Raw genomic sequence first — 13,842 nt, forward strand, 5'->3', positions numbered from 1 at the left:
TTCGCATATCGAAACTCAGAAAACCTTGCCTTCCTCCAGATGTTTCGTCGTGCCGTTGAGGTGGTAGTCGCCGATCACGCGCGCCTTCTGCAGCAGCGGGTTGTGGTTGAAGATGGTGCGCAGGTTGCGCCAGTGGCGATCGAAGTTTTGCTTGCGTGAGGTGGCGGATGCGCCGCCCGCTTCGAACAGGCGCTCGGCCGCCTGCAGCGCGATCTTGCTGACGGCCAGCTGTGTCTTCGCGGTGGCGAGTGCGCCGTCGAGCACCAGCTGCTGCAAGCCCTCTTCTTCCACATCGCCGTCCGCTGCACCACGCCTCAAGGCCTCGGCCGAGCGGTCGAGCTGGCGCGCATTGTCGGCAATGAGCGCATCCACCGCATGGGTGCTGGTCGCCAGGTCGCCCACCACCCATTGCGTGAAGTGGTCTTCCGCAGCCGCCGATGCAGGGCTGTGCGCCGCGGGCCGGGCGTTGTGGCGCACGTAGTGCAAGGCATCGCTGAACACATTGCGCACGATGCCCGCGGCCACCGCCACCAGGTAAAGCTGTCGCAGCGCCGCCGCGTGGCGCCGTTGCAGGCTGCGCGGCGATGTGAAAACGATTTCGTCGGGCTGCACCTCCAGTCCGTCGAATTCCAGGCTGCCGCTGGCCGTGAGGCGCTGGCCCATGCCGTCCCAGTCGTCCCTCACAAGCAGGCCGGCGCGATCGGTGGGTACGATCACCGTCGCATCGCGGCCCTCTTCGTCGCGCACCGCGATGCTCGCGAAATCGGAGAACGCGGTGCCGGTCGCGTAGTACTTGCTGCCGTTGAGCACCCGCCTGTCGCCCTGCCTTTCGAGCGTCGTGGTTACCGTGCCCGAGCGCGGCGTGCTGAGCTCGGTGAAGGCGCCGCCGAACAGCGCGCCTTCGCGCACGCGGGCCAGCTGCCGGTCGGCATCCGGGTTGGGCGGGGCCGTGGTCCACAGCTCGATGGCGTTGTAGTGCGTGCGCAAGGCATGCGCCACGTTGGAGTCAGCCGCCGCGAGCGTGGCGACGACCTGCACGAGGTCTTCGATCGAACCGCCGGGGCCGCCGCGCTCGACAGGAACGCGCAGTGTGCCAAGTCCCGATGCGCGGAACAGCTCAAAGGCCTCGAAAGGCAGCGTACCTTCGCGTTCACGCTGCGAGGCACCTTCGGCGATCGCCGCGCACAAGGCCGGCAATCGATCGATCAGCGTCTGGAGCGGCATGCCCAATAGGGCGCGATCGATGGTATTCATTGCATTTCCCGGGAGCGATGGAGAGCCGCGAATATAGGCTCCCTTCCTCATCGGTTCCCGCATAAGAAAACTCGGTTCTCGTACGTGCCGCACCGCGGGCGCTCACGCGCAATCAGCGCATTTCCAAGATCGAAAAAATGCTAAGTGCCGGCTCCATTTTCCCGGACCATCGTCTGCCCTTTTGCACCAGTCGCGGACACGGCGACCCACTCCATGGCTCTCTCTTCCCTCCTCCGGAAACTCTCGTCCAGCCAACGGCTGCTTCAGCTGGCGCTGGCCTTCCTGCCCTTCACGGCGGTCGCGCAGGTCAAGGCCCCCGCGCCGGTGGACGGCGGCACGCTGACCTATGCGGTGTCGCAGGAACCCACCTCGCTCGTATCCTTTCTCGACACCAAGACCGACAACCGCAACATCAGCGCCAAGGTCACCGAGGGCCTGCTTCGCTACGACGCGAAGTTCAACCCGCAGCCGCTGCTGGCGACCTCGTGGCAGGTGAGCGCCGACGGGCTGAAGTACACCTTCAAGCTGCGCGCGGGCGTGAAGTTCCACGACGGCCGCGATTTCACCGCCGAGGACGTGCGCTATTCGGTGCTGACCCAGAAGAAGCAAGGCCCGCGCGGGCGCATCACGCTGACGAGCGTGGAGCGCGTCGACGCACCCGATCCGCTCACCGCCGTGATCGTGCTGGCCAAGCCGGCGCCGTTCCTGATCAAGGCGCTGTCGTCGGCGGAGCTGCCGATCGTGCCCGCGCACCGCTACGCCGACGGCGACCCGCTGGGCAGCGCGAACAATTCCGCGCCCGTGGGCACCGGCCCCTTCATCTTCGAGCAATGGGTGCGCGGCAGCCACCTGGTGCTGCGCAAGAACCCCGGCTACTGGCGCCGGGGCCATCCGCGCATCGACCGCGTGATCGTGAAGTTCGTGCGCGATCCGGCCGCGATCTCCACCGCCGTCGAGACCGGCGAGGTGGATGTCGCGCAAGGCGTGAGCCTGGCCGACCTCGAACGCTTGTCGACAAATTCGAAGCTCAAGGTGGACGACGGCTACGACGGCTATCTCAACAATGCGTCTTTCCTCGAATTCAACGTCGAGAATCCGCGGCTTGCGAACGCCAGGGTGCGCCATGCCATCGCGCAGGCGATCGACCGCAACTTCATCCGAAACACCATTTACTACAAGCGCGCGGAGGTGGTGAACTCGCCGATCCCGCGCGTGCTCGCCGACTACTACGACGACAGCACCTTCCGCGACACCTTCGACGTGGCAGCAGCCAACAAGCTGCTGGACGAGGCGGGCCAACCGAAGAGGGCCGACGGCCAGCGCTTTTCCCTGCGCCTGAGCTACATCCCCGGCGCGGAGTTCAAGCGCACAGCCGACTACCTGCGCTCCGCGCTCGCGCGGGTGGGCATCAAGGTCGAAATCGTCGACGGCGACCTTCCCACCTTCCTCAAGCGCGTCTACACGGCGCGCGAATTCGATCTCAACATCAACGGACTGGGCCGCCTGTTCGACCCAACGGTGGGCGTGCAGCGCATCTACTGGGGCGACGGCGTGCGCAACCCGCTGATCTGGGTCAACGCGGCCCATTACGACAACCCGCAGGTGGACGAACTGTTTCGGCAGGCGGCAGCGGAGGTCGACGCGGGCAGGCGCGCCGCGCAGTTCAAACAGATCCAGCAGATCGTCGGGCGCGAGTTGCCGGTGCTGCCCATCGTCACCGTACCCTCGATCGTGGTGCACAGCGCGCGCCTGCACGACTTCCACAACAGCATCGACCTGATGTCCGGCGATCTGGCCGACGCATGGATCGAACCCAGGAAGTGACCACACAAGGGCAACCATGACCACACAAGGGCAACCATGACCACCCAGGACCTCCATTCCCCCCTTCTGGATTCGCTGACCTTCGCGAGCGCCCGCACGCAGGCCGAGGCACTGGCGGCGGGCCGCATTTCGGCCGTCGACCTGCTGGAACATGCGCTGGCGCGCATCAGCCATTTCGACAACGACCTCAACGCCGTGGTGGTGCGCAACGACGAAGGCGCCCGTGCGGCCGCCCGCGAAGCCGATGCGGCGCTGGCGCGCGGCGAACGCAGGCCGCTGCTCGGCGTGCCGATCACGGTGAAGGAATCGTTCGACGTCGCCGGCTTCGTCACGACGAGCGGCAGCCCCGACCATGCGAACAACGTGGCCGCCCAGGACTCGCTGGCGGTCGCGGCGCTGCGCGCGGCCGGCGCGGTGATCGTCGGCAAGAGCAACGTGCCGCTCGCGCTGGCCGACCTGCAGAGCTACAACGCCATCTACGGCGTGAGCAACAACCCCTGGGACGCCACGCGCACGCCGGGCGGCTCCTCGGGCGGCTCGGCCGCGGCACTCGCGGCAGGCTATGTGGCGCTCGAGCTGGGCACCGACATCGGCGGCTCCATCCGCATTCCCGCGCACTTCAACGGCGTGTACGGCCACAAGCCTACGGCGGGGCTGGTGGCCATGCGAGGCACAGGCGTGCCCTCGGGGCGGCTGGCCGACCGCGACCTGAGCGTGGCGGGGCCGCTGGCGCGCACCGCGTCCGACCTCGAGCTCGCGCTGGACCTGCTCGTCAATCTCGAGCCGCTGGCCGCCAAAGCCTGGAGGGCCACGCTGCCGCCGGCGCGGCACCTGCAGCTCAAGGACTTTCGCGTGCTGGTGATCGACGAGTGGCCCGGCAGCGCCCGCAGCCTGCACGAGGCGCTGGTGGTCGAGCGCGTGGTGGAGCGGCTGCGCACGCAGGGCGCGAAGGTGAGCCGGCCCTCGGAACTGCCGCCCGGCCTGCTGCCCGATCTCACGGCGTCGCACCGCGTCTACCGAAGCCTGCTGGGCTCGTCGCTTGCGTCGCCGCCCGCGCTGAGCAAGGCGGCGCAGAAACGGCTCGAATCGCTGGCGGCCGACGACGACAGCGCCGATGCCGCGTGGCTGCGCGCGCCCATGCTGCGCCACAGCGACTGGCTCCAGGACAACGAGCGGCGCGTCGCGCTGCGCCACCAATGGGAGCGGTTCTTCGAGGCCTTCGACGTGGTGGTGACGCCGGTCGCGCCGCTGCCGGCCTTCCGCCACAACCACAGCGAACCGAAGGATGCGCGCACCTATCCCGTCGAGTTCGAGGATGGCACGCGGGAGGTGCGTTTTTTTGATCTTTTCCATTGGGCAGGCCTGCCGGTGCTGCCGGGCCTGCCGGCGACGAGCTTTCCGGTCGGGCTCGACGACAACGGGCTGCCGGTGAGCGCGCAAGCCGTCGGCCCGTACCTCGAAGACCGCACGACCATCGCCTTTGCGCAGCTGCTCGAAGAGGTCTATGGGGGCTTCATCGCACCGCCCGGATTCGGCGCAGGCCCGGCAACCGGGGCATCGCGGCCATGACCGGGAGCACCATCGATCGCCGCGCCTTCCTGCAGGGCGGCGCGAGCCTCGGTCTCGCGGGCCTTGCACCTGCGTGGGCACAGGGCCAGCCCGCCTCCGCGGCCGCGGCTGCGCCCGTGCGCAGCGGCACGCTCACCGTGCTGATCGACCCGGAGCCGCCCACGCTCACCACCATTGCGCATTCGGCGGGCTCGTCAGTGCTGATCTCGGCCAAGGTCACCGAAGGCCTGCTGAGCTATGACTTCGACCTGGCGCCGCAGCCGCAGTTGGCCACCGCCTGGGCCGTGAGCAGCGATGGCCTGCAGTACACCTTCACGTTGCGCCGCGGCGTGAAATGGCACGACGGCCGGCCCTTCACCTCGGCCGACGTCGCGCATTCCATCGGCCTGCTGAAGCAATACCACCCGCGCGGCCGCGCCACTTTTTCCAGCGTGGCCGAGGTCCGCACGCCGGACGAATTCACCGCCGTGCTGGTGCTGACCAAGCCGGTGCCCTACCTGATCACCGCGCTCTCGGCCTCCGAATCGCCGATCGTGCCCCGGCACCTGTACGACAGCGGCAAGGCCGACGCCAATCCGGCGAACAACGCCCCCGTCGGCACCGGCCCGTTCATCTTCAAGGAATGGGTGCGCGGCAGCCACGTGAGCTACGAGCGCAACCCGAACTACTGGGATGCGCCGCGCCCCTACGTCGACCGGCTCATCGTGCGCTTCATCCCCGATGCGGCGGCGCGCGCGGCGGCCATCGAGAGGGGCGAAGTGCACCTGAGCCCCGGCACGCCGGTGCCGCTGGGCGACGTCGAGCGGCTGCGTGCCAGGCCGAACCTGGTGTTCGAGCCGAACGGCTACCAATACATCAACAGCGTCTCGCGCGTGGAGTTCAACCTCGAGAACCCGGCCCTGCAGGACCTGCGCGTGCGCCAGGCCATCGCGCACGCCATCAACCGCCAGGTGGTGCGCAAGACCGTGTGGTACGGCCAGGGCACGCTCATTCCGGGGCCGGTGCATCCGGCGCTCAAGAAGTTCTACGTGCCCGATCTTCCGGTGCTGCCCTACGACCTGAAGCAGGCCGAGGCGCTGCTCGACGCGGCGGGCCTCACGCGCGGCAGGGCCGGCGCCAACCTGCGGCTGAAACTGGCCCTGGTGCCGATCCCCAACGAAGGCGGCCAGCGCACGGCCGAGTACCTGAAGCAGAGCCTCGCCCGCATCGGCGTGGAGGTCACCATCAACGCGCAGGACTTTGCGACCTACGTGCGCCGCATCTATGCCGACCGCGCCTTCGACCTGCACGTGAGCGTGATGAGCAACACCTTCGACCCGACTATCGGCATCCAGCGCCTGTACTGGTCGAAGAACTTCAAGAAGAGCCTGCCGTTCTCCAACGGATCGGGCTACAGCAACCCCGAAGTGGACCGGCTGCTCGAAGCCGCGGCCGTCGAGGTGGACGAGGGCCGCAGGCGCCAGGCCTTTACCGAGTTCCAGCGCCACATCGTGCGCGACCTGCCCGACATCACGCTGCTGGCCATCGACAGCTACACCATCGCCGACCGCCGCGTGCGCGGCCACACGGTGAGCGCGGACGGCATTGCCGGCAACCTGGCCGGCGCGTGGATCGGCACCTGATCCGCCGCGTTTGCTTATGCGGAAGTCTTCGTAGCTTCGCATCCGCCCCGGAGCTATGGTGCCGCCGACCTCTTTCTTCTTCAGCGCACCCATGTCCCTCACTGCCGAAATCCCCATTCCCGCCCACGCGGCCCCATCGGCATTCGCACCCGCCATCTCCGCGGCCACCCAGCACCAATGGCTGCAGGACGGCCGCGAACTCGCCCTGCTCGACGTTCGCGAGCACGGCCAGTACGGCGAAGGCCATCCCTTCTTCGCGGTGCATGCCGCCTACAGCCGTCTCGAAACCGAGGTTGCCCGCCTCGTGCCGCGCCGCGCCACCCGCACGGTGCTGTTCGACGGCGGCGACACGGAGTCGGCGCTGGCGCGCAAGGCCGCAGGACGCCTTGCAGCGCTCGGCTATGACGACGTGTCGGTGCTCGCAGGCGGCGCACCGGCCTGGTCGCGCGCCGGCCACACGCTGTTCAAGGGCGTGAACCTGCCGTCCAAGACCTTCGGCGAACTCGCCGAACATGCCTTCGAAGTACCGCACATCGACGCGCACACCCTGGCTGCCCGGCAGCGCGCGGGCGAACCGCTGGTGCTGCTCGACGGCCGCACGCTGGAGGAGCATCGCAAGATGACGCTGCCCGGCGCCATTCCCGTGCCCAACGGCGAACTGGCATTGCGCTGGCGCACGCTGGTGCCGGACCCGGCCACGCCGATCGTGGTGCACTGCGCGGGGCGCACGCGCAGCATCGTCGGCGCGCAGATCCTGCGCGACCTTGGCGTGCCGAACCCCGTGCTTGCGCTGGAGAACGGCACACAGGGCTGGGCACTCGCGGGCCTCGAACTCGAGCGCGGCAGCGCCCGGACGCTCCCGCCGGCACCCAATGCCGCGCAGCGCCGGGCCGCACGCGACGATGCCGCTGCGGCGGCACAGCGCGCGGGCGTGCCCGTGCTCAGCGCCGCCGAGGCGCAGGCATGGCTCGACGACGGCACCCGCACCACCTTCGTGTTCGACGTCCGCACCGCGGAGGAATTTGCCGCCGGCGGCCTGCAGGGCGCGCGCCACGCGCCGGGCGGCCAGTTGCTCCAGGCCACCGACCTGCAGATCGGCGTGCGCCACGCGCGCGTTCTGGTGCTCGACGACGACGGTGTGCGCGCCCCGGTGGTGGCGCTGTGGCTGCGCCGGCTCGGCCTCGACGCTGCGCTGGTCGAAGACGGCCTGGCCAGCGAGCTGCGCGTTCCGGTTCGTGCACCGGCGAGGCTTCCACCGGCGGTGGCGGAACTGGACGCCGCCGAACTGGCCACGTTGCGCGAAGACGGCACCGACCCGCCCGCCGTGCTGGATCTGCGCCCTTCGCGAACCTACAGGGCGCGCCATGCGCGCGGCGCCGCCTGGTCGATCCGTCCCCGCGTGGTCGCCAATGCCCTGGCCGCGACCGGCGGCAACCTGCAGCATCCGGTGCTGCTGATCGCACCCGACGAAACCATCGCTCGCCTGGTCGCGCAAGACCTGCGCGAGGCCGGCTGGCAGCAGCTCTCATGGGCCCGCGCCGAAGCGGTCGAGTCCGCGGGCTGGGCCCAGCAGGCCACGTCCGCGTCGCCATCCGACGCCGAGGCCATCGACTACCTGCTGTTCGTGCACGACCGCCACGACGGCAATCTCGACGCGGCGCGCCGCTACCTCGACTGGGAATTGGGCCTGATCGCCCAATGTGCGCCCGATGAACTGGCCAGCTTCAGCCTGCCGGCCGCTGCGCACGAAAGTTCGCGCCAAAAACCGCATATCGATAGTTGAAGGCGTTCGTTGCAGCGGCAGGCGCGGCCTCGCAAGATCGCCGCCTGCCTGGTCTCCTTCGAATTCCGCCATGCCACACCGGCCATGGACCGGCGATGCGCCCGTGCTGCGGCCGCATGTCGGACTCGAGGAGCCGCAGGACCCGATCGCCCACCAGGCGCAAGCCTTCGCCGCCCGCTGTGCCGGCACCCTGACTCCAGCCAGCGAATATCTCTTCTCCATGTCCTCGAAAGCCAATTCCTTCTCCGAAACACCCGACCCGCGCGTGCGCGTGGCGGTCGATGTCGGCGGCACCTTCACCGACGTGGTGCTGCTGCGCGGCGTCGAGAAGCACACCCTCAAGGTGCTCACCACGCCGGCCGCCCCCGAGCAGGCCGTGCTCGGCGGGGTGCAAGAGGTGCTGCAGCAGGCGGGCATCGGCTGGGCCGATGTCGACCTGCTGATCCTCGGCACCACGCTGGCCACCAACGCGCTGATCGAGCGCAAGGGCGCGTCCACGGCGCTGCTCACCACGCACGGGTTCCGCGACCTGGTGGAGATCGGCCTCGAAGACCGTTTCGCGCAGTACGACGTGTTCCTCGACAAGCCCGCACCGCTGGTGCCGCGCCACTGGCGCCACGGGGTGGTCGAGCGCGTGGATGCGGCCGGCCGCGTGATCACGCCACTGGACGAAGCGCAGGTGGCCGTGCTCGCGAAGCAGCTGGTGGCCGACGGTATCGAGAGCGTGGCCGTGTGCTTCCTGCACGGCTATGCCAACCCCGCGCACGAGCGCCGGGTGCGCGAGCTGCTGCGCCAGCACGCGCCCGGCCTGTGGGTGTCGCTGGCCTCCGACGTGTGTCCCGAGATCCGCGAGTACGAGCGCCTGTCGACCATCAGCGCCAACGCCTATGTGCAGCCGCAGGTGGCAGGCTACCTGCGCCGCCTGCAGGAAGGTGCGAGCGCACGCGGCCTGCATGCCGAACCCTTCCTCATGACATCGGGCGGCGCCATCACCACGCTGCAGGCCGGCATCGACGAGCCCGTGCGCCTGGTCGAGTCGGGCCCCGCGGGCGGTGCGGTGCTGGCGCGGCAGGTGGCCGAGCAGATCGGCGCCACGCGCGCGCTCTCGTTCGACATGGGCGGCACCACCGCCAAGATCTGCTTCATCGACGACTACCAGCCGCAGATCAGCCGCAGCTTCGAGTTCGGCCGGGTGCACCGGCACCTGAAGGGCTCGGGCCTGCCGATCCGCATCCCGGTGATCGAGATGGTGGAGATCGGCGCGGGCGGCGGCTCCATCGCGCGCGTCAACCACCTGGGCGTGGTGCAGGTGGGTCCCGACAGCGCGGGCTCCGCGCCCGGCCCGGCCGCCTACGGCCTGGGCGGCGAACAGCCCACCGTGACCGACGCGCACGCCGCGCTCGGCACCATCGATCCGGCGCGCTTCGCGGTCGGCAAGGTGCGGCTCGATCCGCAGCGTGCACGCGACGCACTGCTGCAGGGCCTCACGGCGCAGACCGGCCTCGATGTGGAAACTGCCGCGCAGGCCGTGATCGAGATCGTCACCGAGAACATGGCCAACGCTGCGCGCGTGCATGCCTCCGAACTCGGCAAGGCGGCGGAAGAAAGCACGCTGATCGCCTTCGGCGGTGCGGCGCCGCTGCATGCCGCCCTGCTGGCGCGCAAGCTGGGCATCGCACGGCTCGTGATTCCCAATTCGGCCGGCGTCGGTTCGGCGCTGGGTTTTCTGTGGGCGCCGGTGGCCTACCAGACCGTGCGCAGCCTCGCGCAGCGGCTGGACCGCATCGACCATGCCGCGGTGGACAAGCTGCTGATCGAGCTCACAGCCACGGCCGACGACGTGGTGCTGCGCGCCGCGCCCGGGGCCGCGCTGGTGCGCCATCGCCAGGCCTTCATGCGCTACGCCGGCCAGGGCCACGAGATTCCGGTCGAGTTGCCCGAAGGCCCGTTCGATGCGACCGCGAGCAAGGCTTTGCATCGACGCTTCGAGGAACGCTATGCCGCGCTCTACGGCCGCAGCCTGCCGCACATCGCGGCCGAGGCGGTGAGCTGGTCCGTCGCGGTGGAGGCCGGGGGCCGCGCGGCGCCGGAGCCCGACGAGGTGGCGGCCGACACGGGCCGCGCCGCACCTTCGGGCACGCGCCGCCTGTACGACGCCGACGCCGGCCGGTGGGCCGAGGTTCCGGTCTATGAACGCACCGCGCTCGGTGTGGGCAAGTGGATCGAAGGCCCGGCGCTGATCGTCGAAGACGAGACGACCACGCACGTCATCGCCGGCTTTGAGGCGCGTATCAGCAGGCTGGGCGCGCTGGTGCTCGACGACACGACCGCCGTCCAGCTCGACCACGCCGAGGCCGCCGAAGCGGTCCCTGCATGAGCGCTACGGGCCGTCAGGCGCTGCGCCAGCAACTGGTGTGGAGCCGCCTGCTCGCGGTGGTCGAGGAACAGGCGCAGGCGCTCATTCGCACCGCCTTCGGCACACCGACGCGCGAGGCCGGCGACCTGTCGGCCGGCGTGTTCCTGCCCGACGGACGGATGGTCGCGCAGGCCGTGACCGGCACGCCGGGCCACGTCAACTCGATGGCCGATTCGGTGCTGCATTTCCTGCGCGCCTTTCCGGCCGACACCATGCGCGACGGCGACGTGTGCGTCACCAACGATCCGTGGAAAGGCACGGGCCACCTGTTCGACGTGGTCATGGTCACGCCGGTGTTCCACCGCGGCAAGCTCGTGGCGCTGTTCGCCTCCACCGTGCACGTGGTGGACATCGGCGGCGTCAACGCCGGGCCCGATGCGCTGGAGATCTTCCACGAAGGCCTGTTCCTGCCGCCGCTGCGCTTCGTGAGCGAAGGCGCGATCGAAGAGGCGGTGCTGGACATCGTGCGCGCCAACGTGCGCGAGCCCGGCCAGGTCGAGGGCGACTTCCATGCGCTGGTGGCCTGCAATGCCGTGGGCGCCGCCAGACTCCAGCGCCTGCTGCGCGAGTTCGGCTTGGCCGACCTCGAGGCGCAAGGCGACTACATCATCGAGCGCTCGCGGCTCGCAATGCGCGAGGCACTGCGCGAATGGCCCAAGGGCACTTGGCAGAACCACATGACGGTCGACGGCTACGACACGCCGGTCGAACTGCATGCGGCCATCACCATCTCGGACGACGGCGTGCTGGTCGACTTCGAAGGCACTTCCGCCACCATCGCACGCGGCATCAACGTGCCCAAGGCCTACACCGATGCCTACACCTCCTTCGGCATCCGCTGCCTGGTGGGTGCGGACGTGCCCAACAATTCAGGCTCGCTCGCGCCCATCCGCGTGGTAGCGCCCGAAGGCTCGATCGTCCATGCGCTGCCGCCTGCCGCGGTGGCAGCCCGCGCGGCGATTGGCCAGATGCTGCCCGACCTCGTGTTCGGGGCGCTGCGCCAGGCACGGCCTGACCGCGTGCCGGCCGAGGGCGCCTCGTCGCTGTGGAACATCCGGCTGTCCGGCGGCCAACCGATCGAGGGCGGTCCCAACGAGGCGCTGCGGCGCGGGCGCCGCTTCAACATCGTGAGCTTCAGCACCGGCGGCACCGGCGCGCGGCCGGGCAAGGACGGGCTCTCGGCCACCGCCTATCCGAGCGGCGTGCGCAACGTGTCGCTCGAGATCCTGGAGACGCAGGCGCCGCTGCTGTTCCGCCGCAAGGAATACCGGCCCGGTTCGGGTGGCGTCGGCGCCTCGCGCGGCGGGCTTGGCCAGGTCATCGAGATCGAGAACGCCGATGGCGATCCGATGGTGCTCTCGGCCACCTGGGACCGCGTGCGCTTTCCCGCGCGCGGCGCGCTCGGTGGCGGCGACGGTGCGCCGGGCGCCGCGCGGCTCAAGCATTCGGGCACGGCGTTGCGCGGCAAGGGCCGCCAGGTCATTCCCGCCGGCGAAGTGCTGGTGGTCGAGACGCCCGGTGGCGCGGGCCTGGGCGACCCGGCAAAACGCGACCCCGCGCTGGCCGCGCGCGACCTGAAGGCCGGGCTCGCCGGAGCCGCCGCCCCCGCACCGCTTGTCGCATCAACAGGGACCGCTGCATGAGCAACACGCCCACGGCGCTGGCCAGCCGCCAGCTCATCCGCAACCAACTCGCCTGGAACCGCCTTCTCTCCGTGGTCGAGGAACAGGCCCAGGTGCTGATCCATACCGCCTTCGGCACCTCCACGCGCGAGGCTGGCGACCTGTCGGCCGGCGTGTTCCTGCCCGACGGCCGCATGATCGCGCAGGCCGTGACCGGCACGCCCGGCCACGTTAACTCGATGGCCGAGTCGGTCAAGCACTTCCTGCGGCGCTTTCCCATCGAGACGATGGAAGACGGCGACGTGTTCCTGACCAACGATCCGTGGAAGGGCACCGGCCATCTGTTCGACATGACGATGGTCACGCCGGTCTTCGATGGCGAAGGCGACGCACGGCGCGCGGTGGCGCTGTTTGCCTCCACGCTGCACGTGGTCGACATCGGCGGCATCGGCTCCAGCCCCGACGGCCTGGAGATCTACCACGAGGGCCTGTTCCTGCCGATCCTGCGCTTCGTGCGCAAAGGCACCGTCGACCCGGCCGTGCGCGCGATCATCCGCGCCAACGTGCGCGACCCCGAGCAGGTCGAGGGCGACCTGTACGCGCTGGTCGCCTGCAACGAGGTGGGCGGCCGGCGCCTGCGCACGCTGCTGCGCGAATTCGAGCTGGCCGGCCTCGAGGCACTGGGTGAGTTCGTCATCGCGCGTTCGGCCCAGGCCATGCGCGAGGCGCTGCGCGGCTGGCCGCGCGGCACCTGGCACAACACGCTGGTGGCCGACGGCTACGACGCGCCCATCACGCTGCAGGTGTCGGTCACCATCGCCGACGACGGCATCGTGGTCGACTTCGGCGGCACCTCGGGCACGGTGGCGCGCGGCATCAACGTGCCCAAGGCCTACACCGACGCCTACACCTCCTTCGGCATCCGATGCCTGGTGGGCGCCGACGTGCCCAACAACGCCGGCTCGCTGACACCGATCCGCGTCGAGGCGCCGGCCGGCTGCATCCTGAATGCGCTGCATCCGGCCGCGGTGACCGCGCGCCACGTGGTCGGCCAGCTGCTGCCCGATGCGGTGTTCGGCGCGCTGCGCCAGGCGAGGCCCGACCTCGTGCCGGCCGAGGGGGCCTCCTCGCTGTGGAACCTGCAGCTCGTCGGCGGCGAGGTGCTGGCCGGCACCTCCGCGGCCAACGCCGAGGCGGTGCGGCGCGGCCCGCGCTTCAACGCGATCAGCTTCTCCACCGGCGGCACCGGCGCGCGCCCGGGCAAGGATGGACTGTCGGTGACGGCCTACCCGAGCGGCGTGCGCAACGTGTCGCTCGAAATTCTCGAGACCCAGGCGCCGATCGTCTTCGAGCGCAAGGAATTCCGTCCCGACTCCGGCGGTGCCGGCACCGTGCGCGGCGGGCTGGGCCAGGTCATCGAGGTGCGGCATGCGCGCGAAGACGCGGCCATGCTGATCGCCGCCGCGTTCGACCGGGTCGACCATCCCGCGCGCGGTGCGCTCGGTGGGCTCGACGGCGCACCGGGCCGGCTGCGGCTGGCTTCGGGCGCCGGGCTGCGCGCCAAGGGGCGGCAGCTGATTCCTGCGGGCGACCGGCTCATCGTCGAGACGCCCGGCGGCGGCGGCCTGGGTCCACCGTCCAGGCGCGACCCGGCGGCGGTGGCGCGCGACCTGCGCGAAGGCCTCGTCTCGGCCGAAGCGAACCGGGCCGTCGAAAGTGCCGAGCCGGCCGATGCCTGACCTTCTTCTTTTT

Annotated in this window: 8 protein-coding genes; 7 read left to right on the forward strand and 1 reads right to left on the reverse strand. The window is 70.0% G+C overall.

Features of this window, described 5'->3' with window-relative positions:
* Positions 1-15: 15 nt before the first annotated feature.
* Positions 16-1,254 (reverse strand): acyl-CoA dehydrogenase family protein, encoded by a 1,239-nt coding sequence (locus BLR24_RS10105; RefSeq protein ID WP_093016419.1) that lies wholly within the window; start codon positions 1,252-1,254, stop codon positions 16-18.
* 213 nt (positions 1,255-1,467) lie between these two features.
* Here BLR24_RS10105 and BLR24_RS10110 point away from each other — a divergent pair, with 213 nt between their 5' ends.
* The 7 genes from BLR24_RS10110 to BLR24_RS10140 all read left to right on the forward strand — a co-directional run bounded on the left by BLR24_RS10110 (position 1,468) and on the right by BLR24_RS10140 (position 13,829).
* The gene (locus BLR24_RS10110; protein ID WP_254787228.1) at positions 1,468-3,078 is read left to right on the forward strand and encodes an ABC transporter substrate-binding protein; all 1,611 of its coding nucleotides are present in this window, start codon (positions 1,468-1,470) and stop codon (positions 3,076-3,078) included.
* 36 nt (positions 3,079-3,114) lie between these two features.
* The gene (locus BLR24_RS10115) at positions 3,115-4,647 is read left to right on the forward strand and encodes an amidase (RefSeq protein WP_093016423.1); all 1,533 of its coding nucleotides are present in this window, start codon (positions 3,115-3,117) and stop codon (positions 4,645-4,647) included.
* Positions 4,644-6,269: an ABC transporter substrate-binding protein gene (locus BLR24_RS10120; RefSeq protein WP_093016425.1), complete on the forward strand. Its 1,626-nt coding sequence runs from the start codon at positions 4,644-4,646 to the stop codon at positions 6,267-6,269. Before BLR24_RS10115 ends, BLR24_RS10120 begins: the two co-directional genes overlap by 4 nt.
* Positions 6,270-6,360: 91 nt before the next feature.
* Positions 6,361-8,052: a rhodanese-like domain-containing protein gene (locus tag BLR24_RS10125; RefSeq protein WP_254787229.1), complete on the forward strand. Its 1,692-nt coding sequence runs from the start codon at positions 6,361-6,363 to the stop codon at positions 8,050-8,052.
* 70 nt (positions 8,053-8,122) lie between these two features.
* Positions 8,123-10,429, forward strand: coding sequence for a hydantoinase/oxoprolinase family protein (locus BLR24_RS10130; RefSeq protein WP_254787230.1), 2,307 nt, complete (start codon positions 8,123-8,125; stop codon positions 10,427-10,429).
* Positions 10,426-12,111 carry a hydantoinase B/oxoprolinase family protein gene (locus BLR24_RS10135; RefSeq protein ID WP_093016429.1) on the forward strand — a complete coding sequence of 562 codons (1,686 nt, stop codon included), beginning with the start codon at positions 10,426-10,428 and terminating at the stop codon, positions 12,109-12,111. The genes BLR24_RS10130 and BLR24_RS10135 overlap by 4 nt, the downstream gene beginning before the upstream one ends.
* Positions 12,108-13,829: a hydantoinase B/oxoprolinase family protein gene (locus BLR24_RS10140; RefSeq protein ID WP_093016431.1), complete on the forward strand. Its 1,722-nt coding sequence runs from the start codon at positions 12,108-12,110 to the stop codon at positions 13,827-13,829. The genes BLR24_RS10135 and BLR24_RS10140 overlap by 4 nt, the downstream gene beginning before the upstream one ends.
* The last annotated feature ends 13 nt before the right edge of the window (positions 13,830-13,842 follow it).

This window comes from Variovorax sp. OV700 (assembly GCF_900099805.1).
In the GTDB taxonomy this organism is placed as follows: domain Bacteria; phylum Pseudomonadota; class Gammaproteobacteria; order Burkholderiales; family Burkholderiaceae_C; genus Variovorax.

What these genes read in the sequence shown, in the direction of transcription:
- BLR24_RS10105 (WP_093016419.1), bottom strand. Translation starts at nt 1,254, where the DNA reads ATGAATACCATCGATCGCGCCCTATTGGGCATGCCGCTCCAGACGCTG.
- BLR24_RS10110 (WP_254787228.1), top strand. Translation starts at nt 1,468, where the DNA reads ATGGCTCTCTCTTCCCTCCTCCGGAAACTCTCGTCCAGCCAACGGCTG.
- BLR24_RS10115 (WP_093016423.1), top strand. Translation starts at nt 3,115, where the DNA reads ATGACCACCCAGGACCTCCATTCCCCCCTTCTGGATTCGCTGACCTTC.
- BLR24_RS10120 (WP_093016425.1), top strand. Translation starts at nt 4,644, where the DNA reads ATGACCGGGAGCACCATCGATCGCCGCGCCTTCCTGCAGGGCGGCGCG.
- BLR24_RS10125 (WP_254787229.1), top strand. Translation starts at nt 6,361, where the DNA reads ATGTCCCTCACTGCCGAAATCCCCATTCCCGCCCACGCGGCCCCATCG.
- BLR24_RS10130 (WP_254787230.1), top strand. Translation starts at nt 8,123, where the DNA reads ATGCCACACCGGCCATGGACCGGCGATGCGCCCGTGCTGCGGCCGCAT.
- BLR24_RS10135 (WP_093016429.1), top strand. Translation starts at nt 10,426, where the DNA reads ATGAGCGCTACGGGCCGTCAGGCGCTGCGCCAGCAACTGGTGTGGAGC.
- BLR24_RS10140 (WP_093016431.1), top strand. Translation starts at nt 12,108, where the DNA reads ATGAGCAACACGCCCACGGCGCTGGCCAGCCGCCAGCTCATCCGCAAC.